The following is a 22,060-nucleotide window of genomic DNA, read 5'->3' on the forward strand; positions in this document are numbered from 1 at the left end:
CCTAGGCATTCTTCCGGGCAACAGCGAAAATTCTCCTGAACGGAAACACCGTCCCATGATCCGTGCCGGGATAGGCTGCCCGCAGCGCGGCCGCGTATTCGGTTTCAAAGGCAGCCCCGTCCCCGGCGGAAAGCACGGCCAGGACAGGCCGCAGTGCGGTACCGCGGACCCATTCCAGCACCGGGTCGGTTCCGGGGAGGACCTGCTGGTAGGTGGTCTCCCAAGCGTCGGCGGTGCAGCCGGCGTCCAGCATGATGCCCAGGTATTCGGCGGGCTCCCCTACGGATTCGCCACCGCGCAGGACGCCGGCCAGCTTTGTCGACCAGCGTGCCGAGCCGGCCAGCTCCCGCATCAGGGCATGCGACGGGGCGTTGAAGTTGCCGGGCACCTGCATGGCGAACCATGCTCCGGGCTTCAGCGCCCGCAGCCAGCGTCCCAGCATCTCCTGGTGGCCAGGCACCCACTGCAGCGCCGCGTTGGTGACCACCACGTCGGTGTCCGCCGCGGGCGTCCAGTCGGCGATGTCTGCCTGCTCGAAGCTCAGGCAGCGGTGCCCTTCTGCCTGGACGGCGGCCTTGGCCAGCATCTGGGTGGACGAGTCAAGCCCGAGGACTTTCGCCCGGGGCCACCTCCGGGCGAGGGTCGCGGTGAGGTTCCCGGGACCGCATCCCAGGTCCACCACCTTGTGCGGGGCATCGGCCTGGATCCGGCCGGTGAGGTCAAAAAACGGCCGGTCGCGGTAGTCGCCGAACTGGACGTACTTCACTGGGTCCCACTTCACATCTGTCTCCACGGTCTGTTGTTGGCTCCGGTACCGCGAGCCTAGCCCGCCCTTGCCAGGATCTGCGGCAGCTCCCGGGCACTAAGCTGGAAACCAATGAAACTCGTTGACCAGCTGCCCGTCCTGCCCGACTCAAACCCAACGGGTACGGGCATCGACCCGGACGCCCTTTACACGCAATTCCTTGAGTGGACCGAAAGCAGGGGGCTGGAGCTGTACGCCGCCCAGGACGAGGCCATCATGGAACTCGCCACCGGCGCGAACGTTATCCTCGCCACGCCCACGGGTTCGGGGAAATCCCTCGTCGCCATCGCAGCCCACTTCCAGGCCATGGCCCGCGGGCAGCGCAGCTATTACACGGCGCCCATCAAGGCACTCGTCTCGGAGAAGTTCTTCGCCCTGTGCGACATTTTCGGCGCAGAGAACGTCGGCATGATCACTGGTGACTCGGGCGTCAACCAGGACGCGCCCATCATTTGCTGCACTGCCGAGATCCTGGCAAACACGGCCCTCCGCGAAGGGGCAGGCGCGGACCTTGGCGCCGTGATCATGGACGAGTTCCACTTCTATTCCGATCCCCAGCGCGGCTGGGCCTGGCAGGTCCCGCTGCTGGAACTGCCGCAGGCCCAGTTCCTGCTGATGTCCGCCACGCTGGGCGATGTCAGCCGGTTCGAGGACGGCATCACTGAACTCACCGGCCGGCCCACCACCACCGTCAGCTCGGCAGAGCGGCCCATCCCGCTGCACTACTACTACCACCAGACGCCGGTCCACGAGACCCTCGAGGAACTGCTGTCCACCAAGCAGGTCCCGGTGTACGTGGTGCACTTCAGCCAGATCGAGGCGATCGACCGGGCCCAGACCCTCATGAGCATCAACGTGTGCACCCGCGAGGAGAAGGACAAGATCGCGGAGCTGATCGCCAATTTCCGTTTTGCGGCGGGGTTCGGGAAAACCCTCAACCGGCTGGTCCGGCACGGCATCGGCGTCCACCACGCCGGCATGCTGCCGAAGTACCGGCGGCTGGTGGAGCAGCTCGCCCAGGCGGGCCTGCTCAAGGTGATCTGCGGAACAGACACGCTGGGCGTGGGCATCAACGTTCCCATCCGTACCGTCCTGCTCACCGCCCTGAGCAAGTACGACGGCGTACGCACCCGGCTGCTTAACTCACGGGAGTTCCACCAGATCGCCGGCCGGGCCGGGCGCGCAGGCTATGACACCGCCGGAACGGTGGTGGTCCAGGCGCCCGAGCACGTGACGGAAAACGTGAAGGCAATGGCGAAGGCCACCGCCAAGTTTGGCGATGACCAGAAGAAACTCCGCCAGGTGGTGAAGAAGAAACCGCCCGAAGGGTTCGTCTCCTGGGGCGAGCCAACCTTCAAGCGCCTGGTCGAATCCGTCCCGGACCCCTTGAACTCAAGCTTCAGCGTGACGCACGCGATGCTGATGAACCTGATGGAACGGCCGGGCGATCCGTTCCATGCCGCCCGCCGGCTCCTGACCGAGAACCACGAGTCACGGTCCTCCCAGCTCCAGCTGATGAAAAGGGCCTTGGGCATCTACCGGGAACTGCTGGCCGCAGAAGTCGTGGAGCGCATTCCGGCGGAGGAGCAGGGAGCCGATGGCAGGACCGTCAGGCTTACCGTCCACCTGCAGGCCAACTTTGCGCTGAACCAGCCGCTGTCGCCGTTCGCCCTCGCGGCACTGGAGCTGCTGGATCCGGAGTCGCCGTCGTACGCCCTGGACGTGGTTTCCGTGATCGAGGCGACGCTGGAGAAGCCCCGGCAGATCCTGTCCGCCCAGCAGAAAAAGGCGCGCGGCGAAGCCATTGCGGCCATGAAGGCCGACGGCATCGAATACGACCAGCGCATGGCGATGCTGGAGGAAGTCACCTATCCGCAGCCGCTCGCGGAGCTCCTCGGTGAAGCCTTTGAGGTCTACCGCAAGGCCGCTCCGTGGGTGGGCGACTTCGAGCTGGCACCCAAGTCCGTGGTCCGGGACATGTACGAACGCGCCATGAATTTCGGCGAATTTGTCCAGTTCTACGGGCTGGCCCGTTCCGAAGGCATTGTGCTGCGCTACCTCGCAGACTGTTTCAAGGCACTGCGCCAGACCGTACCCCAGGACCTCCTCCGCGAAGACCTCGAAGACCTTATCGCCTGGCTCGGGGAACTGGTCCGGCAGGTTGATTCCAGCCTGCTGGACGAATGGGAGGAACTGACGTCCGGGGCAGCGCCCACACCACACGACGCACCGCCTCCCCCGCCGCCGTCGCTGACGTCCAATATCCGCGCCTTCCGCGTGATGGTGCGAAACGAAATGTTCCGCCGGGTTGAACTGTTCGCCGATGAGGACGCCGCTACCCTGGGCGAACTCGACGGCGGCGCCGGCTGGGATGCCGAGCGCTGGGAGGACGTCCTGGACGACTACTTCGACGAACACAACGACATCGGCACCGGGCCGGATGCGCGCGGCCCCGGGCTGCTGATCATCACGGAAGAACCGGGTCTGTGGAAGGTCCGGCAGATTTTCGACGATCCGGCGCGGAACCACGACTGGGGCATCTCGGCCGAGGTGGACCTGGCCGCTTCCGACGAAACGGGGACGGCGGTGGTCCGCCTCACCGACGTCAACCGGCTGTAGCCGCCCTAGTAAACTCGACGCATGAGTTTAATCCGCCCCGCAAGCCGTCACGACGTCCCCGCAATCCTGCAGATGATCCACGAACTGGCCATCTACGAGAAGGAACCGGACGCCGTCCGCAACACGCCGGAAAAGCTCACCGAGGTCCTCTTCGGCGAGAACCCCCGGGTGTTTGCCACGATGGCCGAAAACGCGGCGGGCGAGGTCCAGGGGTTCGCCCTGTGGTTCCTGAACTACTCCACGTGGGAAGGTGTCCACGGCATCTACCTTGAAGACCTCTACGTCAGCCCGCACGCCCGCGGCGAGGGACACGGCAAGGCGCTCCTGAAGCACCTGGCTGCCACCGCGGTCGAAAACGGCTACGCCAGGGTTGAGTGGAGTGTCCTGGACTGGAACGAACCGTCCATCAACTTCTACCGGGGCCTCGGCGCCCGCCCCATGGAGGGCTGGTCCACCTTCCGGCTGGCCGGTGACGCCCTGGAACATTTCGGCAGCAGCACAGCAGCGGCCATCCATGGCTGAGAGGGCCGCCACAGCCGCGCGGACGGACACGCCGGTCAGGCACACCGTCAGGGCACGGCACGAGTTCCGCGGCATGCGCACCGCCGAGCACTGCTTCACCGTCCCGCTGGACCATTTCGGAACAGGGACCGGCAGCGGGGCCCCGGCGCGTGCCATCGGTGGGGAGGCTCCGGAGACCATCACGGTATTCGCCCGTGAATATGTCTCGACAGCCCACACCGAGGCTGAGGCGGAGGAGCTGCCCTGGCTGTTGTTCCTCCAGGGCGGCCCCGGCGGACGCGGCAACCGGCTCGCGTCGCTGGGAGGCTGGAGCAAGGCGGCGGCCCGGGACTTCCGTATCCTGATGCTGGACCAGCGCGGAACCGGCCTCTCCTCCCCCATTGACAGGAACACGCTGCCCCTGCGCGGAACGGCTGAGCAGCAGGCTGCCTATCTTGAGCACTTCAGGGCTGATTCGATCGTGGCTGACGCCGAACTCATCCGCGCCGCCCTCGGCTCCGGCCCTTGGAGCATCTATGGGCAAAGCTACGGTGGCTTCTGCGCCCTCACGTATCTGTCCTTCGCTCCGGAGGGGCTGAGGGAAGTCCTTATCACGGGTGGGCTCCCCCCGCTTTCGGGACCGGCGGACGACGTGTATCGCGCCACCTTCCGGCGCGTCGCGGAGCGGAACACCGAATACTTCAGCTGGTACCCGGAGGACCGGCGGACCGTTGAGCGGATCGCCCGCCACCTCCGGGAAAACGCAGAATTCCTGCCCGACGGCGGCCGCCTCACCGTGGAGCGGTTCCAAATGGTGGGGGCCTTCCTGGGCGGCAACACCAGGGTGGATGGCCTGCACTACCTGCTGGAGGATGCCTTCACCGAGTCACCGGACGGCCGCAGGCTCTCGGACTGCTTCCTGGAACAGGTGCAGGGTATTGTGTCCCGCCTGCCCAACCCCCTGTACGCGCTGATGCACGAGTCCATTTACGGGCAGGGGCAGGCCACCGACTGGGCGGCCTGGCGCGTGCTGCAGGAATACCCGCAGTTCCATCCCGACTCCAAGCCGCTCCTCCTGACCGGGGAGATGGTGTACCCCTGGTACTTCGAGCAGGATGCCGCATTGCAGCCGCTGCGGCAGGTTGCCCATCTGCTGGCTGCCAAGTCTGACTGGAAGCCGCTGTACGACCGCCCGCAGCTGGCCGCCAACGGCGTGCCGGTTGCCGCGGCTGTCTATCGGGACGACATCTATGTGGACCGCGGCCTTTCCCTCCAGACCGCGGCGGCCGTCCGTGGGCTCCAGGTCTGGGAGACGGCCGACTTCCACCACGACGGCATAGCTGACGACGGCGAGGCCATCATGGGCCGTCTGCTGGGTATGGTGCGTTCAGCCCGGCACTGACTTGCGTCGCCGGGCAGCCACCAGCGTCACGAAGGCGGCAGCCAGGACCGCCCCACCCACAACGGCGCCCACCATGTTCAGGCCCAGGTAGCCGGCACCGCTGAGGACAAGCCCCGACGTTGCCCCGCCCACCGCGCCCGCGACGCCCATGAGCATGTCCGACACCCCCTGGACCACAACGCGGGACTCCTGGCCCACGCTCTCGGCCAGCAGGGTGGAACCGGAAATAGTGGACGCAGACCAGCCCACACCCAGCAGGACCAGCCCCACAGCAACGGCCACAGTGGACGACTGACCGAACCCTGCCACCGCTACAGCGGCGATCAGCGTGGCAAAGCCGATCATGATCGTCTCCGTCCTGCCTGCCTTGTCCGTCAGCCAGCCCATGACCGGTGACAGCGCAAACATTCCGGCGATATGCAGCGAGATGGTAAACCCGATGATCACCAGCACATCGCCGGTGGCGGGGTGGCCGGCATGGCCGGGCCCGGATACGAGTTCCTGCAGGTGCAGCGGCGTCATGGACATCACGCCCACCATCACGGCATGGGCGCCGACGACGGCGGCCAGTGCAAGCCACGCAGCCCTGGACTGGCGGATCGCCCGCATTCCGCGGACGAGTGAACCGCCGGGCCTGGCCTGTGAAGGCGCAGCCGGGAGGGTCACCGCAGGCTGCGCGGCCGCCTGTTGGGAGACGATCTCCCGAGCGAGCAGCAGGGGGTCGGGCCTAAGGCCTGCAAAAAGCAGTACGGCTGCCACCAGCAGTCCGGCTGAGGAGATGACGAAGGGGCCCGCAATAGGCGGCAGGCCGAGGGCCTGCCCAACCACGGCGCCCGGCTGGATCAGGTTGGGCCCCGCGACAGCTCCAACGGTCACGGCCCATACAACCGTGGACAGCGCCCTGCCGCGATGTTCGGCAGCCGCGAGGTCGACGGCGGCGAAACGCGCCTGGAGGCTGGCCGCGGTGCCCACGCCGATGCCGGCAGCCCCCAGGATGAGAAGGACAAAGATGCCGGACACCACGGACAGGACTATCAGCACGGTGCCGAGCAGTGCCAACGACAGCCCGGTAACCTGGCCGACCCGGCGTCCCCTGCGGTCAGCAAGCGAAGCAAGCGGAAGCGCGGCCAGGGCGGCGCCAAGAGTCATGACAGTGGCCACGGCGCCGGCCCAGGCGGTGGAGCCCGAGAGCTCCACGGCAAGGATGGATCCGATGGAAACAGTGGCCCCCGTACCGATCCCGGCGAAGACCTGGGCCACGCTCAGCAGCGCCACGGTGCGCCGCTGCACCTGGCGCACTACGCTTTCCGTCATCAGGGTGCCGGCCATCCTCCGAGCATAGTCCTCCGCGTCCCGGTCCTACAGGGTTTTAAGCCAGTGATCCCGGCCGCGCTGCGGCCGGGATCACTGGTACAGAGGTGGTGAAACGGACGCTATTCGGCGTCGGTGAGGTCGGCGTCGCGGAGGCTCTTCTTGGCGTCTTCCTCGAGCCGCGGGTCCAGGTGGGCTGTCTTCGCCTTGGAACTGACGAGGCTGGCTACGACTGCCACGATGATGGTGCCGACGATAACCGCCAGGGAGACGAACGTCGGGATCTCAGGAGCCCATTCGATGTGCTGGCCACCGTTGATGAACGGCAGTTCGTTGACGTGCATGGCGTGCAGCACCAGCTTGACGCCGATGAACGCCAGGATGAAGGACAGTGCGTGCTTCAGGTAGATCAGGCGGTTCATCAGGCCGCCCAGCAGGAAGTACAGCTGGCGCAGGCCCATGAGGGCGAACAGGTTGGCGGTAAACACGATGAACGGGCTCTGGGTCAGGCCGAAGATTGCGGGAATGGAGTCAACGGCGAAAAGCAGGTCCGTCAGGCCGATGGTGATGAAGACGATCAGCATCGGGGTGAAGACCTTCTTGCCGTCCACCACGGTGCGCAGCTTGTTGCCGTCGAACTTCTCCGACATGGGGATGACCTTGCGGATCTTGGCGATCAGCGGGTTCTCCCGGTCTTCTTCGTCTTCGCCTTCATCCTGGGCCTGCTTCCATGCGGTCCACAGCAGGAACGCACCGAAGATGTAGAACACCCAGCTGAACTGCTCGATGACGATGGCGCCGAGCATGATGAAGATGCCGCGCAGGATCAGCGCGATGATGATTCCCACCATCAGCACTTCCTGCTGGTATTTCCGGGGTACGGAGAAGCGGGCCATGATGATGATGAAGACAAACAGGTTGTCGATGCTAAGGCTGTATTCGGTGACCCAGCCGGCCACGAACTGGCCGCCAAACTCCGCGCCCGTAAAGGCGAACATGGCACCGGCGAACACGAGGGCCAGGGTGACATAGAACGCCACCCACAGGCCGGCTTCCTTCATGGAAGGTTCATGCGGGCGCCGGATAACCAGCAGGAGGTCGATGAGGAGGATCAGGCCAAGGACGACAAAGGAGCCGACCTCGAACCACACGGGCAAATCGAGCACAGGGTAGCCTTTCGCAGGGTACGGAACAGTGGTGTAAGTCTCTCCGGCCTGCCTGTGCACTCAGTGCTGATGTGGCGGCCCGCTACGCCCGGCAAGGCAACAATGCCTCGCGTGTTGACGATCGTAGCGCTTGGGATACTCCCCTACGTGTCGTTTATTGTACCCCAGCAGTCACTGCACCCTCTGCATGGTGTCCGTATGCTGGTCCTAAGCGTGGCCGGCTGCCTGCATCTGGCGGAGTTCCTTCTTGAGTTCGCTGACTTCGTCGCGGATCCTGGCGGCCACCTCGAACTGGAGCTCGGCGGCGGCGCCGTGCATCTGTTCCGTCAGCTGTTCGATCAAGCCAACGAGGTCCTCCGCCGGTGCAGCGGCGAGGCCGTCGGCGCGGACCTGGGCTGCACCCTTCGCCGCGGACTTGCCGCGTTTGCCGCCCTTGGCCAGCCTGTTGTTGTTGAGCAGTTCCTGGGTGTCGGCGTCTTCCCTGGCAAGCTGGTCGGTGATGTCAGCGATCTTCTTCCGCAACGGCTGTGGATCCACTCCGTGCTCGGTGTTGTATGCAACCTGGATGGCGCGCCGCCGGTTGGTCTCCTCGATCGCGTGGGCCATGGAGTCGGTGATGCGGTCCGCATACATGTGGACCTGGCCGGAGACGTTGCGGGCCGCACGGCCGATGGTCTGGATCAGCGAGGTGCCCGAGCGCAGGAACCCTTCCTTGTCGGCGTCCAGGATGCTTACGAGCGAAACTTCCGGGAGGTCCAGGCCCTCGCGGAGCAGGTTGATGCCCACGAGGACGTCGAAACTGCCCATCCGGAGTTCGCGCAGCAGTTCAACCCGCCGCAGCGTGTCCACGTCGGAGTGCAGGTACTCCACTTTGACCCCGTGGCCCAGGAGGTAGTCCGTGAGGTCCTCGGCCATCCGTTTTGTCAGTGTGGTGACCAGCACGCGTTCGTTCTTTTCCACGCGGGTCCTGATCTCGCCGAGGAGGTCGTCGATCTGCCCCTTCGTGGGCTTGACGATCACCTCGGGATCGATGAGGCCGGTGGGACGGATGATTTGTTGCACGGTGCCGTCGGCCTTGCCCAGTTCGTACTTGCCCGGGGTTGCCGAGAGGTAAACCGTCTGGCCGATGCGCTCGAGGAACTCGTCCCATTTAAGTGGTCGGTTGTCCATGGCGGACGGCAGGCGGAAGCCGTGGTCCACAAGCGTCCGCTTGCGGGACATGTCGCCCTCGTACATGGCACCGATCTGCGGAATGGTGACGTGGGATTCGTCCACCACCAGCAGGAAGTCGTCCGGGAAGTAGTCGATGAGGCAGTGCGGGGCCGTGCCGCCGGCGCGTCCGTCGATGTGGCGGGAGTAGTTTTCGATGCCGTTGCAGAAGCCCATCTGCTGCATCATCTCGAGATCGTACGTGGTGCGCATCCGCAGGCGCTGGGCTTCCACGAGCTTGTTCTGGCCTTCCAGGACGGCCAGCCGTTCGGCGAGCTCTTCCTCGATGGCCTTGATGGCGCGTTCCATGCGTTCCGGGCCGGCCACGTAGTGGGAGGCGGGGAACACATACATTTCCGTCTCGTCCCTGATGACTTCCCCGGTGACGGGGTGGAGGGTGTAGATGTTCTCCACCTCGTCGCCGAAGAATTCGATGCGCAAGGCGAGTTCCTCGTACATCGGGATGATCTCGACGGTGTCGCCGCGGACCCTGAACGTGCCCCGGTGGAAGTCCATGTCGTTGCGCGCGTACTGCATGGAGACGAATTTGCGCAGGAGGTGGTCCCGGTTCATCTGCTGGCCCTTGCGGAGGGTGACCATGCCGGCGATGTATTCTTCCGGGGTGCCCAGGCCGTAGATGCAGGAGACGGTGGCCACCACAATCACGTCGCGGCGGGTCAGCAGGGCATTGGTGGCAGAGTGGCGCAGCCGCTCGACTTCCTCGTTGACCGAGGAATCCTTTTCAATGAAGGTGTCCGTCTGCGGGACGTACGCTTCAGGCTGGTAGTAGTCGTAGTAGGAGACGAAGTACTCCACCGCGTTGTTGGGCAGCAGTTCCCGGAACTCGTTGGCCAGCTGCGCGGCGAGGGTCTTGTTCTGCACCATCACCAGCGTGGGCCGCTGCACCTGTTCTATGAGCCATGCTGTGGTGGCGCTCTTGCCGGTGCCTGTGGCGCCCAGCAGGACAACATCCTTTTCGCCGTTCCTGATCCGCTCCGTCAGTTCGGCGATGGCCGCCGGCTGGTCACCGGCCGGCTGGAACTCGCTGATGACTTCAAACGGTGCTACGACGCGGTTGATCTCCTGGGCAAGGCTCATGCATCTAATCTACAACCGGGGACCGACAGTAACAGCCGGATCAGTTACCGGCGAACACCCGCTGCGCCGGACCGCCCGGCAGTGCACGGGCCCCCGGCTTCGGATCGGGCAAGCTAAGGCTCAGGAGGCTACAACTCAGGCAGGGTACGACGGCGGCACCCACCGGGCGTCCGCGGCCCACCGTTCCATCGGACCTTCGGCTGCGGCGAACCACGCTTCCTTGGCTGCAGCGTAGGCGGCGGTGGACGGATCGGCGGCGTGAAGTTCCGCGAGGCGGCGTTTGAGTGCGAGGTAGTCCGCCGCGGCGTCCGGGTCGGCGCGAAGCCAGTCCCGGAAACACAGCGCGAACCGCCACCCGGCGGAACCTGCAGCCCTGACATGCAGGTTGACGGCCTGGCCGGGGTCGGCGCTGGCGTGGAAGCGTTTCGCCCACGCGGCGGCGTCCGGGTGGGCCGGCTTGGGAATGTCCGCGGTGATGCCAGGCACGCGGGGGTACCCCGCGGCAGCCAGGACCGGCTCCAGCGGGTCCGCTGCGGCCAGGGCCGGGACGGTCAGCTGCAGGTCAAGAACGTCCTTTGCGTCCAGGCCTGGAACCGACGTGGAGCCAATGTGGTCCACGCCCAGGACCGTGCCGGCGCCGTCCTGCCCCGCATTCTTCCGGAGCGCCACGCGGATCCTGGCCATCTGCCGCTCTGCGTCCTGGGGCCACTCAGCGCGCGGACGGTGCAGTACCGGCCCGCCCGGGCGCTCGGCTGGAGTGTTCATCGTCAGGTTCCGTGCAAACGGGACAAGCCGTTCTGCCCAAAGCGCGTCCACCTGGGCCAGCAGCCCGTCGATCGGGCCGGAGTTGTCCAATACGACGTCCGCTGCAGCCAGCCGTTCGTCGCGGGAGGCCTGGGCAGCCATGCGCGAACGGGCCTCATCGGCGGTCATGCCGCGGTGTTCCAGCATCCGCCCGAGTCGGACATCGTCCGGGGCGTCCACAACAATCACCAGATGGAAGTCGCTGCCTTGGCCGGTCTCCACAAGCAGCGGAATGTCCTGGACTATGACGGCACCGTCAGCTGCTGAGGCAACGATGCCGGCGGCAGCTTCGCGGACCAGCGGATGCACGATGCCGTTCAGCACGGCCCGCTGCGCGGTGTTCCCGAAGACCACGGCACCAAGCCGGGCGCGGTCCAGACGTCCGGCGGCATCCAGCATTTCCTGCCCAAACGCTTCCACCACACGTGCCAGTCCCGGCGTTCCCGGTTCGACCACGTCCCTGGCCAAGGCGTCTGCGTCCACCAGCACTGCACCCAGCTCGGCGAATCGTGAGGCGACTACGGACTTCCCAGAGGCGATGCCGCCCGTCAAACCGATCTTCAGCACCCCACCAGCGTAGTCCCCACCGCCCCCTGAACTCGCTGCGCTCGCCCAGGGAACCCTGGCGGCGTGGGCCCACCCACCGCCCCCTGGCATCGCTGCGCTCGCCCAGGGAACCCTGGCGGCGTGGGCCCACCCACCGCCCCCTGGCACCGCGGCGCGAGCCGAGGGCCGGACTAGACTTGGGCGGTGCAAGAGGAAGAAAGCAGGGCGGCGACCTACACCACGCTTGCGGCGGGACCGGAGTTCCGGCACGAGATCGAGATCAAACGGTCCAGGTTCATCACGGTGCTGCGCCGCACGGCCAGCGAGGAGGCCGCCCGGGACCTGGTGGCAAGCCTCCGCCGTGAGTACCACGATGCCCGCCACCACTGCTCTGCCTTTGTCCTGGGACCGGACCGGGAGGTCCAGCGGTCCAGTGACGACGGCGAACCGTCCGGCACGGCGGGCATCCCCATGCTGGAAGCACTCATCAAACGGGAAACCACGCCGGGAGCCGCGGACCTCAGCGACGTCAGTGCCGTCGTCGTGCGCTATTTTGGCGGCATCCTGCTGGGGGCGGGCGGACTGGTGCGCGCCTACTCAGAGTCCGTGTCCTCAGCACTGGCCCTCGCGCCGCTGGTCAGGCGTCGCCGGCTGCGGATCTGCGATACCCCCGTTCCCCACGCCGCCGCGGGCCGGCTGGAGAACGACCTGCGGGCGGCGGGATTCGTCATGGCGGAAACGGGCTATCGCGCCCAGGATACCGTCCTGCGCCTTGCCATCCCGGACCAGCCGGCAGAAATAGCCGCCGCCGCGGAACGGGTCCTCTCCCTCACCGCCGGGAAAGCCGTGCTCACCCCCGGCGGAACGGAGTGGATCGATGTCCCGCTCCCCTGATGTCCGCCTGGCGGACGTCGACGAGCCAACCCTGGAGCGACTCTTGGAACTGGCCCTTCGCGACGCGTCCCCGGACGAAGTCACGCCGCCGCTCGGCGGGAACGGCTGGAATGCGGAACGGATGGACTGGTTCCGCGCTTACCACCGGTCTGCGGCGGCAGGCCTGGACGGCCCGGCCCAGGAAAGGAGCTGGGTGGTTCTCTGCAACGGCAGCCCCGCGGGCTCGATCAGGCTGAAGCGCACGGGGCCAGGAACGGCAGAGACCGGCATTTGGCTGGGACGCCGCTACCGTGGCCGCGGTGTCGGCGCCGCCGCACTGGGCCTGGTCCTGGTGGAAAGCCGCCGGGCCGGGCTGGGGCAGGTCACCGCGCAGACCACGGCGGGCAATGTGGCTGCCCAGCGCCTCCTCACCGCGGCTGGGGCGTTCCTGACGCACGACGACGGCGGCGCGGTGAGTGCCGCCGTCGTCCTCTAAAAAGGGGCGCCGCCGGAGTGCGTCATTTTCAGCGGGCACCCCTGATGCGAAACCCGCAATTGCAGGACGGGCCAGGGCTGACGAGGCCAAAAGTCACGCATTTCCGTCGGCCCGGGCCTGCTCTTAAGCAAGACAGGCCCCCGCGCGAGGCGGGGGCCTGTCTGTATCAGCCCGGGAAACCCGGGCCGCCGCGGCAATTAGTTGCCGGTCAGCTTCTCGCGTAGAGCGGCAAGAGCCTCGTCCGAAGCAAGCGTGCCTGCACCGGTCTCGGCAGCAGCAGGCTCGGAGGAGTAGCTGGTGGTGCCGGAATCGCTGTCACCGGACGTTGCAGCTGCAGCGTCGTCGGCAGCGTGCTGGGCAACCTGCTTCTTGTGTGCTTCCCAGCGGGTCTGGGCGTCAGCGTACTGCTGCTCCCAGGTTGCGCGCTGGTTCTCGTAGCCTTCAAGCCACTCGTTGGACTCCGGGTCGAAGCCCTCCGGGTACTTGTAGTTGCCCTCTTCGTCGTACTCAGCGGCCATGCCGTAGAGAGCCGGATCGAATTCGGTGGACTCGGCGTCAACGCCCTCGTTGGCCTGCTTGAGGGAGAGGGAGATGCGGCGGCGCTCGAGGTCGATGTCGATGACCTTGACGAACAGCTCGTCACCAACGGAGACAACCTGCTCAGCCAGCTCCACGTGGCGGACTGCCAGCTCGGAGATGTGCACGAGGCCTTCGATGCCGTCTTCAACGCGGACGAACGCACCGAACGGAACGAGCTTGGTGACCTTACCCGGAACAACCTGGCCGAGGGCGTGGGTGCGGGCGAAGGTCTGCCACGGATCTTCCTGCGTAGCCTTGAGCGACAGGGAAACACGCTCGCGGTCCAGGTCGACTTCGAGAACCTCGACGGTGACTTCCTGGCCAACTTCGACAACCTCGGACGGGTGGTCGATGTGCTTCCAGGACAGCTCGGAAACGTGAACGAGGCCGTCTACGCCGCCCAGGTCCACGAACGCACCGAAGTTGACGATGGAGGAAACGACGCCGGGACGGACCTGGCCCTTTTCCAGCTTGTTGAGGAACGTGGAGCGGACCTCGGACTGGGTCTGCTCGAGCCAGGCACGGCGGGACAGCACAACGTTGTTGCGGTTCTTGTCCAGCTCGATGATCTTGGCTTCGATCTGCTGACCGATGTACGGAGCAAGGTCGCGCACACGGCGCATCTCGACGAGGGATGCGGGCAGGAAGCCGCGCAGACCGATGTCGAGGATAAGACCACCCTTGACAACCTCGATGACGGTACCGGTGACAACACCGTCTTCTTCCTTGACCTTCTCGATATCGCCCCAGGCACGCTCGTACTGAGCGCGCTTCTTGGAGAGGATCAGGCGGCCTTCTTTGTCTTCCTTGGTGAGCACCAGGGCTTCGACCTGATCGCCAACGGAGACGACGTCTCCGGGATCAACGTCGTGCTTGATGGAAAGCTCGCGGGAGGGGATGACACCTTCGGTCTTGTAACCGATGTCGAGCAGAACTTCATCGCGGTCGACCTTGACGACGGTACCTTCGACGAGGTCTCCGTCGTTGAAGTACTTGATGGTGGCGTCGACTGCTGCGAGGAAGTCCTCAGCGGTACCGATGTCGTTAATCGCGACTACGGGGGTACCGGGCTTCTCGGTGGAGGTGATGGTCATGTAGTAGGGGCTCCGTTGTGGATAGTTAGTCGGTCAGGCAAACCACCGCGCCCGCGTTATGGAACGCAGGCGCAGGTCTCGGCAGATCGCAAGGATCTGCCGGGTCATCCTGATTTTGTGGATTCTAGAAACGTGCACGTAGTACACGCCCGTTTATTCTAGTCGCAGGGGCCAACACGGGTCAAAGCGCATGCCACTGCCCGCCTGTTTACGGGCGATGGCTCTTTTACGTACTCAGCTCCCGCGCCTGAGCGCGGACTTCCATGATGGCTTCGCGTTCAAGTGTCCACGACACCCCGACCCCAAACACCAATGACCAGAAGTATGGTCCTAGTCCAAGCATTGAAAGGTCCGAGACCGCCACGGCGAAGGCCACCAGTGGCCCAAAGGTCAAGGGTCCACTGCTGATCCGCTTCAAAGCCATCGCCAGAACGCCGATGACGGCGAGGCCTGCGATTGCCACCAGCAGCTCCAATGGCAGGACCCCGGCCACGTCGGCGGCATAAGCCGCGAGCGGAGTCATCGCGAGGAAAATGGCATAGGCCAGCACCACCGCCCTATGCCTGTATCGGTGCGGACCGGCGTCTGGCCCCGCGACAATGGCGGTGGCCGGGAGGGAAAGAGACAGCCCGGCCGGACCCAGGAACGACGAGGCCATTGTGCCCAAGCCGCTCACATAGCCAAGAACGCGGGCCGGTGGACGGTACTGCTCACCCCGCAGGAAGATCAGGGAGGGGACGTTGGACTGCAGGACAATCAGGACAACCATGACCGGGGTGGCAGTCAGAATCGCGTTCCACGTAAAAACAAGCGGTGTCAGGACGGGAAGTGACGGCTCACTGGCCCAGCCGGCGGTGCCGAACTTGCCCAGAATGGCCGCGGAGGCGATTCCCAGCACGAGGGCAAGGAAAATCGGAGGCACCCGGCTGTCGAGGTACTTCCGTCCCAGGACGAATGCCAGGAAAGCAACCCCAATCACTGCGGGCTCGGAACCCATCACGCTGAAAACGCCGGCGACGAACGGCAGTGTGGAACCCGCCAAAAGGCCAATCACCACCGGCTCCGGGATCAGTTGGGCCAAGTGCCCTGCAAGCCCCAACGCCGTGATAGCGACCACTGCCACACCGGCCACCATTGAGGCCCCCGCGAGTTCCCCGAAAGGCAAGCGTCCTTGAAGGGAAACGATGAAGATCAGGACAAAGATATTGCCGGTGAGGAGCAGCGGCTGCCGGAAATAGAGCGTCAGAACTATGCCCAGGACGCATGGGAACGTATAGATCGTCATGATCCAGGCGGTCACCTGCCCGTCCGCCAGGTTCAACTGCTCCGTGCCAGAAAGTGGTACCGCGATCAACGATGTGGCAAGAGTGACCATGGCCAGGCCGATCCCGAGGGACTGGGACCATTCCCGAAACCGTGAAGAACGATTTTCCGAGCCCGCTGTCATGACTTCCGTTCGGAATCTGCCTCATGTGACTGGTTGAGATGACCGTTTTCCCTGCGGTGCCCACCCTACTCTTCGCCCGCATTGGGTGGAATCATCGCACCGTCTCCGGGCCGCAGCTTGGGTCGAGCTGTGTTCTGTTTTGGCCCTAGAAGTGCGTGAGGCAGTGCGTGGCGCGCTCCACCGCGAACATCTGCCGCGCCCGCAGCGCCGCACCCCGGGTGCTTTCCCGGATCCTGCCGGCGGCAGCCAGCGTCACAGGGCAGACCGCGCCCAGGTAGATCGAGGACAACGCTGAGATGTCCAGGACCAGGTCCGCAGGCGCTTCGTTGCCCTCCTGAGGGCCGGGCACGACGGCGGCCTGGCCGCCGGTGACCTCCAGGGCGTAAGTCCCAGCGGTGAGACCCAGCGGATCCAGTACCTCAAGCACGAGCCTGCCGTCCACTGGATAATGCCTGGCCTCCAATGCTTTGGCGGCATCCAGGATCCGGAGCCAGAGCATGTCCCTGCCGTCCGAGGACTCGATGCAGCGAGGATCGGCCAGCGCCCACGCCAGCGGATCATCCACCGGCGCCTCATCCCAGGTGACTCGTTCCACCAGGTCGATAGCGCCCAGGAACTGCCACAGTTCCAGGTACGCCTCATTTGTGGCGGCCACCAGGTCAACCACTTCCACGGTGTAGGGCTTGGTGTCCCAGCCCAGGAACTTGTAGGAGACGTAGCCGTCCACGGTGGCGTTGGGCCCGTAGTGCAGCGCCACCTTGACGGTGGGATCCTCCTTGCCGTCCCGGCCCAGGGATCCTGAGGCCAGCTGGCGGTACCACTCCTGGCGGCCGATCGATCCCGGCGTCACGCGGTGAACGCGGTCAAAGATTTCCGGCGCCACGTCCAGAAGGACCTTCGGATCAGCCACCTCAACTGTGCCGACAGCCTGGTGGTTCAGCTGGAACCGTGCAGTGGTATCAACCTTGACAGTTCGTTCGAAGCTGGCCACGCCATAGCCGAACCGGCCGTAAATGGACCCTTCCGAAGCGGTCAGGGCGGCCATCGCAAGGCCGTCACGGCGGGCCAAATCCAGGTCCTCGGACATCATCCGGCGCAGCAGTCCGCGGCGACGGTGCGACGTCCGGACAGTCACAGCAGTGACCATCTGGGTTTCCAGCATCCGGCCGAAGCCGATGTTAAGGGTCTTGCGGAGCGTGCCGAACGTGGCCACCGGCACGTCGGCAGGAAGTGACCGCGGGGCCACCTCACCGGTCTGGTACGCCCCCGTCAGGACGCGGCGGTCGGCCCGGTAGGTGGCCAGGGACTTCGCGATGTGTTCCGGGCTCCGGGTGGATTCGTGAAAGCCAAAGGCAACAGCCTTTACCCATTTTTCGGCTTCGGCGTATCCCTGCTCATCCTCTGACGCTGCGTTGAAGCGCCGGATTTCATAGTTTCCACTCAGTTCAGCCACAATGCCGAGCCTAACCAATCCATCCGGCGCCTGGCCAGCAACAACACGCCCGCGCCGGCACGAGGTGGATCAGATCTTCCGCACGGGCTGGCGCAGGATGGTCTTAAGTTTTTCCGGCGCTACCCTGCGGGCGTCGCTGAGGTAGATCTCATGATGCGGGCCAGCGAATCCGAAGCCGTTAGCCGGCATGAACTCATGGTGCAGGCGATGCAGCGTTGGCGCCTCGTCGTCGTAGCTGCCGATATGCAGGATCTGCACCGAGAGCCCTTCGTCGAGGGTTTCAAGGCGGAGCAGGTCCAGCCCGGGAACGTTCTTCGCCGCAGCCTTCGTGATGCCGTCCTGCACGTCGGCGCGTCCGATCCAGTCCGGCTGCGGAATCATCATGGTCCACTTCCAGCTGTCCTTGTCGCCCCGGGTAAAGGCACCCGGATCGTCTGCTGTCCACAGCCCCTCCAGCGGCCCGACAACGTAGTCCCGGCCAGCGTGCTTGCTGGCGAACTTCACGGTGTAGGAGACCGAATACAGCGCTTCCAGGGCGGCGGCGTAGGCGGGGGCCGTCCCCGGGTTGCCCTGCCCGTCCAGCATCAGGTACTTCAGGGGCGGGACGGTTACCACCTCGAAGTCACCGGCTCGGGGCGTGTACAGTTCCTTGAACTGTTTCCTGACGTCGTACTTGTCCACCGCGCCCCGCCCCGCTCCTAGTGTCCGGCGTCGTACCAGCTCGGTCCCACGCCTATCTGGACGTCCAGGGGGACGCTGAGGTCCGCGGCACCGGCCATCTGCTCGGTGACGAGCTTCTCCACCGCTTCCCGCTCACCGGCGGCCACCTCCAGCACCAGTTCGTCATGGACCTGCAAGAGCATGCGGGACTTCAGGCCCTGGGCCGCGAGTTCCGAGTGCACGCCCAGCATGGCGCGCTTTATGATGTCCGCTGCCGAGCCCTGGATGGGCGAATTCAGCGCGATGCGTTCCGCGTTTTCGCGCAGCTGGCGGTCCGTGCTGGTGAGGTCAGGGAGGTAACGGCGGCGGCCCTCGATGGTGGCGGTGTAGCCGTCGATCCGTGCCTGGTCCACCACGCCGCGCAGGTAGTCGCGGACCGCGCCAAACCGGTCGAAGTAGTCCTTCATGAGCGTCCGTGCCTCATCGACGGAGATCTCCAGCTGCTTGGATAGGCCGAAGGAGGTCAGGCCGTACGCGAGGCCGTAAGACATCGCCTTGACCTTGGAACGCATGGCGCTGGTGACCTGGTCGGTGGGAACGTGGAAGATGTTGGAGCCCACAAAACGGTGCAGGTCCTCGCCTTCCTTATAGGCCTGGATCAGGCCGGCGTCCCCCGAGAGGTGGGCCATTATGCGCATTTCGATCTGCGAATAGTCCGCAGACAGCAGGCAGTCATAGCCTTCGCTGACCACAAAGATCCCCCGGACCCGGCGGCCTTCCTCACTGCGGATGGGGATGTTTTGCAGGTTGGGGTTGTTGGAGGAGATCCGGCCCGTGGCCGCCACGTTTTGCGCGTAGGTGGTGTGGATCCGGCCATCTTCCGTGACGGACTTCTTGAGCGATTCCAGCATCTGGCGCAGCTTTGAGGATTCGCGGTGTGCCATCAGCTGGACCAGGAATTCGTGCCCGGTCTTTTCCAGCAGGTTCTTCAGCGAAGCGGCGTCGGTAGTGTAGCCGGACTTGATCTTCTTGGTCTTCGGCAGCTGGAGTTCGTCGAAGAGGACAGTCTGCAGCTGCTTGGGCGACCCGAGGTTGACCTCGTGGCCAATCGCTGCGAAGGCGAGCTCCTGGGCATTGTCAATGACCTTGGCGAGGTCCGCAAGCTGCTCGTCCATGCGCGGCATGTCGATCGCGATGCCCGCGAGTTCCATGTCCGCCAGGACCCGGCTGACGGGCAGCTCCAGGGTGGCCAGCAGGTCCGCGGCCTTGCGTTCCGTCAGCTCGGATTCGAAGAAACGGCTCAGTGCCTGGACTACCGCGGCCACCTGGACCAGCGCGTCTGCCGCGGCGGCGTCATCGCCGTCGAACGACAGCTCAAGTTGTCCGGCCTTGGCGGTCTCGGAAGAAATGCTGATATTGAGGTGGTGCTGGGCCAGTTCGGAGAGCTCATACGTCCGGCGGTCCGGCTGGATCAGGTATCCGGAAATCGAGGTGTCATCCACCACGCCCTCGAGGCCAAGGCCGCGGCTGGAAAGGGCTTTCAATGCCGCCTTGTAGCCGTGCAGGACTTTCGGGGCTTCCGCGTCCCGCAGCCAGTCCGCCAGGACGTTTTCGGCTGCGGCGTCCTGGGCTGCGAGGTCAATGTAGACCGCGGCGTCGTCCCGGACGATGGCCAGCGCGGCAGCGTCTTCGCCAATCCGGCCGGGCACCAGGTCAACCGCGACAGCCGACCGTTTCCCGGCTCCGGCGGCCAGGAAGGCACCCAGTTCGGTTGCGTCGGAGGGCGTCACATACTCCGGGACGTCCACGCTCTCCCGCTCGGCCGGCTCCAGGTCCTCGCTGCTGTAGAGCGCGAAGAGCCGGGTACGGATGGTCTTGAACTCAAGCTCGTCGAACAGTTGCTCCAGCGCGGCCTCGTCGGGACGGGGTTCCTCAAGGTCGTCCAGGGTAACCGGCAGCTCGAGATCAGTGTGGAGCCTGTTCAGCCGCCGGTTGCGCTTGACGTCCTCGACGTTCTCGCGGAGGGCCTCCCCCACCTTTCCGCCGATAGCATCCAGGTGCTCGAGGACTCCTTCGAGTCCGCCGTAGAGGTTGATCCACTTCGCCGCGGTCTTGGGGCCGACGCCCGGAACGCCGGGAAGGTTATCGGAGGACTCCCCCACCAGCGCGGCGAGGTCGGAGTACTGCGGCGGCGTGACAAAGTACTTCTCCTGGATGGCGGCGGCGTCCAGCCGGGGAATATCGCTGACGCCCTTGCGGGGGTAGAGCACAAAAACGTTGTCGGTGATGAGCTGGAACGCATCACGGTCGCCCGTGACCAGGAGGACTTCGTAGCCGGCCTTCTCCCCCATCACGGACAGCGTTGCCAGGATGTCGTCCGCTTCGTAGCCAGGAAGTTTGATGGTCTTGATGCCCCATGCCTGCATGACCTTGTCGATGAGGTCGATCTGGCCGCTCATCTCGCGGGGAGTTTCGTTGCGGCCGCCCTTGTATTCGCTGTACTCGGCCTTGCGGTGCGTTGTTTCGTCAGAGACGTCGAAGGCAACTGCGATGTGCGTGGGCTGCTGCTCCTTGATCAGGTTGATCAGCATGGACGTGAAGCCGTGGATCGCGTTGGTGTGCTGACCGTTGGCCGTGGAGAACTTATCCGCCGGCAGCGCAAAAAAGGCCCGGAACGCCATGGAGTGCCCGTCCAGCACCAGGAGGCGCGGCTGGCTGGTGATGGGAATGACGGGTGCCTCGGTGGCGGAAACGCGGCCCCCGGCCGGCGGCGGGACTTTGATGTCCTGCAGGGCGGCGTCGGCCTCAAGGGCGACGGTTTCGGAAGGGAAGGGGGCCGGTTTGGTAGTTTCACTCACAGGTGCCAGCCTAGTTCCCATGATGGACAATTTCACGCCCGGCGCCTTTACTGAGGAGTTAGTCACAGCAGGAATCCCCGAACAGCTCCACGAGTGGCTGAGCGGATACGGAATCGGTGCCCTGGTGCTCAAGATGGGCATCCACTTCCTGGAGATGAGCCCCGAGCGGACGGTGGCCACCATGCCGGTGGAGGGCAACACCCAGGTGGCCGGCATCCTGCATGGCGGGGCCCACGTGGTCCTGGCGGAGACACTGGGATCCTTCGCCGCAGGCATGCACGCCGGCGCCGGCAGGCATGCCGTGGGCATCGAGGTCAATGCAACCCATCACCGGTCCGTCGCAGCGGGCATTGTCACCGGCACGTGCACGGCCATCCACCTCGGCGGGACCCTGACAACCCATGAGGTGGTCATGACCGACGACAAGGGCCGGCGGCTCTCCACGGCCCGCATCACCAACATGCTGAGGGACAACGGACCAGCAAGAAAGTCTGAATAATTCAGCCTGTGAGCCGCCGTTCAGCGGCGACAGTACAGCTAGCTGGCAGGATCCCCGGCATTGAGGTTGTACCGCAGCTCCACCACCCCCCGGCCCAAGGTGCGCGAGGCAGTCAGCTCAAGCGGCGCCGTCGGGCCTTCCAGTGGCAGCAGCCGCTTGCCGTCGCCCAAGACCACGGGAATGACCGACAGGATGAGCTCATCCAGGTACCCGGCGGCCGCGAACTGGGCCGCCAGGTTGCCGCCGCCCACTACCCAGACATTCTTCCCGGCGGCGTCGTCCCTGAAGTCCTGGACGAACTCCTGGACGGGGCCACGGACGAACGTGACGTCTGAACCGGCAGGCGCCACGTGCTCGTGCCGGGTGAACACATAGCAGGGCGTGGAAGGATAGGGCCAGTTGCCGGGCTCGTGCTTCATCAGCCACGTGAAGGTTTCCCCTCCCATGACGATGCAGCCCACGCCCTCCATGAAGGAGTCGTAACTGTCCTGGCCGCCCTCGAAGCCGTCGAACTGCAGGAGCCAGGTGAGGTCGTCATGAGCAGTGGCTATGAAGCCGTCCAGGGATGCGGCCACAAAATACTGGAAGCGGGACATGGCTCCAGCGTACCCACGTGGACTCAGGGTTCCCATACTCCACG

At 65.2% G+C, this 22,060-nt stretch carries 17 protein-coding genes; 6 read left to right on the forward strand and 11 right to left on the reverse strand.

The features are described 5' to 3' along the window. Position 1: 1 nt before the first annotated feature. Positions 2-781: a trans-aconitate 2-methyltransferase gene (locus AU175_RS00090; RefSeq protein WP_066284937.1), complete on the reverse strand. Its 780-nt coding sequence runs from the start codon at positions 779-781 to the stop codon at positions 2-4. Between the two features lie 96 nt (positions 782-877). Between AU175_RS00090 and AU175_RS00095 the strand changes: the two genes are divergently transcribed. Genes AU175_RS00095 through AU175_RS00105 form a run of 3 tightly spaced genes read left to right on the forward strand, consistent with a single transcriptional unit; the run spans position 878 to position 5,327 of the window. Next, entirely contained in the window at positions 878-3,424 is a 2,547-nt protein-coding gene (locus AU175_RS00095) for a DEAD/DEAH box helicase (protein WP_066284939.1), read from the forward strand. 21 nt (positions 3,425-3,445) lie between these two features. Beyond that, positions 3,446-3,946 carry a GNAT family N-acetyltransferase gene (locus AU175_RS00100; RefSeq protein ID WP_066284942.1) on the forward strand — a complete coding sequence of 167 codons (501 nt, stop codon included), beginning with the start codon at positions 3,446-3,448 and terminating at the stop codon, positions 3,944-3,946. Then, positions 3,939-5,327, forward strand: coding sequence for an alpha/beta fold hydrolase (locus AU175_RS00105; protein ID WP_066284944.1), 1,389 nt, complete (start codon positions 3,939-3,941; stop codon positions 5,325-5,327). The genes AU175_RS00100 and AU175_RS00105 overlap by 8 nt, the downstream gene beginning before the upstream one ends. On the opposite strand, the gene AU175_RS00110 is transcribed toward AU175_RS00105, so the two are convergent. The 4 genes from AU175_RS00110 to coaE form a co-directional block, all read right to left on the reverse strand. Further along, complete coding sequence (locus tag AU175_RS00110) at positions 5,313-6,656, reverse strand: MFS transporter (RefSeq protein ID WP_066284946.1); 1,344 nt, start codon at positions 6,654-6,656, stop codon at positions 5,313-5,315. The genes AU175_RS00105 and AU175_RS00110 overlap by 15 nt on opposite strands. A 104-nt stretch (positions 6,657-6,760) precedes the next feature. Then, positions 6,761-7,804 carry a TerC family protein gene (locus AU175_RS00115; RefSeq protein WP_066284947.1) on the reverse strand — a complete coding sequence of 348 codons (1,044 nt, stop codon included), beginning with the start codon at positions 7,802-7,804 and terminating at the stop codon, positions 6,761-6,763. A gap of 207 nt (positions 7,805-8,011) precedes the next feature. Next, positions 8,012-10,111: an excinuclease ABC subunit UvrB gene (uvrB, locus tag AU175_RS00120; protein WP_066284948.1), complete on the reverse strand. Its 2,100-nt coding sequence runs from the start codon at positions 10,109-10,111 to the stop codon at positions 8,012-8,014. 135 nt (positions 10,112-10,246) lie between these two features. Continuing rightward, on the reverse strand, positions 10,247-11,482 hold the full coding sequence (gene coaE / locus AU175_RS00125; RefSeq protein WP_066284950.1) for a dephospho-CoA kinase: 1,236 nt from the start codon (positions 11,480-11,482) through the stop codon (positions 10,247-10,249). A gap of 183 nt (positions 11,483-11,665) precedes the next feature. On the opposite strand from coaE, the gene AU175_RS00130 reads away from it, so the two are divergent. Together AU175_RS00130 and AU175_RS00135 are read left to right on the forward strand one after the other, a co-directional pair. Further along, positions 11,666-12,355 (forward strand): IMPACT family protein, encoded by a 690-nt coding sequence (locus AU175_RS00130; protein WP_066284952.1) that lies wholly within the window; start codon positions 11,666-11,668, stop codon positions 12,353-12,355. Next, on the forward strand, positions 12,339-12,830 hold the full coding sequence (locus tag AU175_RS00135; protein WP_066284953.1) for a GNAT family N-acetyltransferase: 492 nt from the start codon (positions 12,339-12,341) through the stop codon (positions 12,828-12,830). The genes AU175_RS00130 and AU175_RS00135 overlap by 17 nt, the downstream gene beginning before the upstream one ends. Positions 12,831-13,027: 197 nt before the next feature. On the opposite strand, the gene rpsA is transcribed toward AU175_RS00135, so the two are convergent. The 5 genes from rpsA to polA form a co-directional block, all read right to left on the reverse strand. Continuing rightward, entirely contained in the window at positions 13,028-14,503 is a 1,476-nt protein-coding gene (rpsA, locus tag AU175_RS00140; protein ID WP_066284954.1) for a 30S ribosomal protein S1, read from the reverse strand. A 226-nt stretch (positions 14,504-14,729) separates the two neighbouring features. After that, positions 14,730-15,878 (reverse strand): benzoate/H(+) symporter BenE family transporter, encoded by a 1,149-nt coding sequence (locus AU175_RS00145; RefSeq protein WP_197496986.1) that lies wholly within the window; start codon positions 15,876-15,878, stop codon positions 14,730-14,732. Between the two features lie 217 nt (positions 15,879-16,095). After that, entirely contained in the window at positions 16,096-17,394 is a 1,299-nt protein-coding gene (locus tag AU175_RS00150) for a GNAT family N-acetyltransferase (protein ID WP_066290230.1), read from the reverse strand. A gap of 78 nt (positions 17,395-17,472) precedes the next feature. After that, positions 17,473-18,084, reverse strand: coding sequence for a GyrI-like domain-containing protein (locus tag AU175_RS00155; protein ID WP_066284958.1), 612 nt, complete (start codon positions 18,082-18,084; stop codon positions 17,473-17,475). 17 nt (positions 18,085-18,101) lie between these two features. Next, a complete protein-coding gene (gene polA / locus AU175_RS00160; protein ID WP_066290231.1) occupies positions 18,102-20,744 on the reverse strand; it encodes a DNA polymerase I in 2,643 nt (880 codons plus the stop codon). Positions 20,745-20,940: 196 nt separating this feature from the next. Here polA and AU175_RS00165 point away from each other — a divergent pair, with 196 nt between their 5' ends. Then, positions 20,941-21,420 (forward strand): hotdog fold thioesterase, encoded by a 480-nt coding sequence (locus tag AU175_RS00165; RefSeq protein ID WP_066284960.1) that lies wholly within the window; start codon positions 20,941-20,943, stop codon positions 21,418-21,420. A 38-nt stretch (positions 21,421-21,458) separates the two neighbouring features. On the opposite strand, the gene AU175_RS00170 is transcribed toward AU175_RS00165, so the two are convergent. Further along, positions 21,459-22,016: a dihydrofolate reductase family protein gene (locus AU175_RS00170; protein WP_066284962.1), complete on the reverse strand. Its 558-nt coding sequence runs from the start codon at positions 22,014-22,016 to the stop codon at positions 21,459-21,461. Positions 22,017-22,060 lie beyond the last annotated feature (44 nt).

The organism is Arthrobacter sp. B6, from assembly GCF_001663775.1.
Lineage (GTDB): Bacteria > Actinomycetota > Actinomycetes > Actinomycetales > Micrococcaceae > Arthrobacter.

Coding starts and splice junctions, on each gene's coding strand:
- AU175_RS00105 (WP_066284944.1), top strand. CDS start 3,939: ATGGCTGAGAGGGCCGCCACAGCCGCGCGGACGGACACGCCGGTCAGG.
- AU175_RS00170 (WP_066284962.1), bottom strand. CDS start 22,016: ATGTCCCGCTTCCAGTATTTTGTGGCCGCATCCCTGGACGGCTTCATA.
- uvrB (WP_066284948.1), bottom strand. CDS start 10,111: ATGAGCCTTGCCCAGGAGATCAACCGCGTCGTAGCACCGTTTGAAGTC.
- rpsA (WP_066284954.1), bottom strand. CDS start 14,503: ATGACCATCACCTCCACCGAGAAGCCCGGTACCCCCGTAGTCGCGATT.
- AU175_RS00165 (WP_066284960.1), top strand. CDS start 20,941: ATGATGGACAATTTCACGCCCGGCGCCTTTACTGAGGAGTTAGTCACA.
- AU175_RS00135 (WP_066284953.1), top strand. CDS start 12,339: ATGTCCCGCTCCCCTGATGTCCGCCTGGCGGACGTCGACGAGCCAACC.
- AU175_RS00145 (WP_197496986.1), bottom strand. CDS start 15,878: ATGGTCACTCTTGCCACATCGTTGATCGCGGTACCACTTTCTGGCACG.
- AU175_RS00110 (WP_066284946.1), bottom strand. CDS start 6,656: ATGGCCGGCACCCTGATGACGGAAAGCGTAGTGCGCCAGGTGCAGCGG.
- AU175_RS00095 (WP_066284939.1), top strand. CDS start 878: ATGAAACTCGTTGACCAGCTGCCCGTCCTGCCCGACTCAAACCCAACG.
- AU175_RS00100 (WP_066284942.1), top strand. CDS start 3,446: ATGAGTTTAATCCGCCCCGCAAGCCGTCACGACGTCCCCGCAATCCTG.
- polA (WP_066290231.1), bottom strand. CDS start 20,744: ATGGCGTTCCGGGCCTTTTTTGCGCTGCCGGCGGATAAGTTCTCCACG.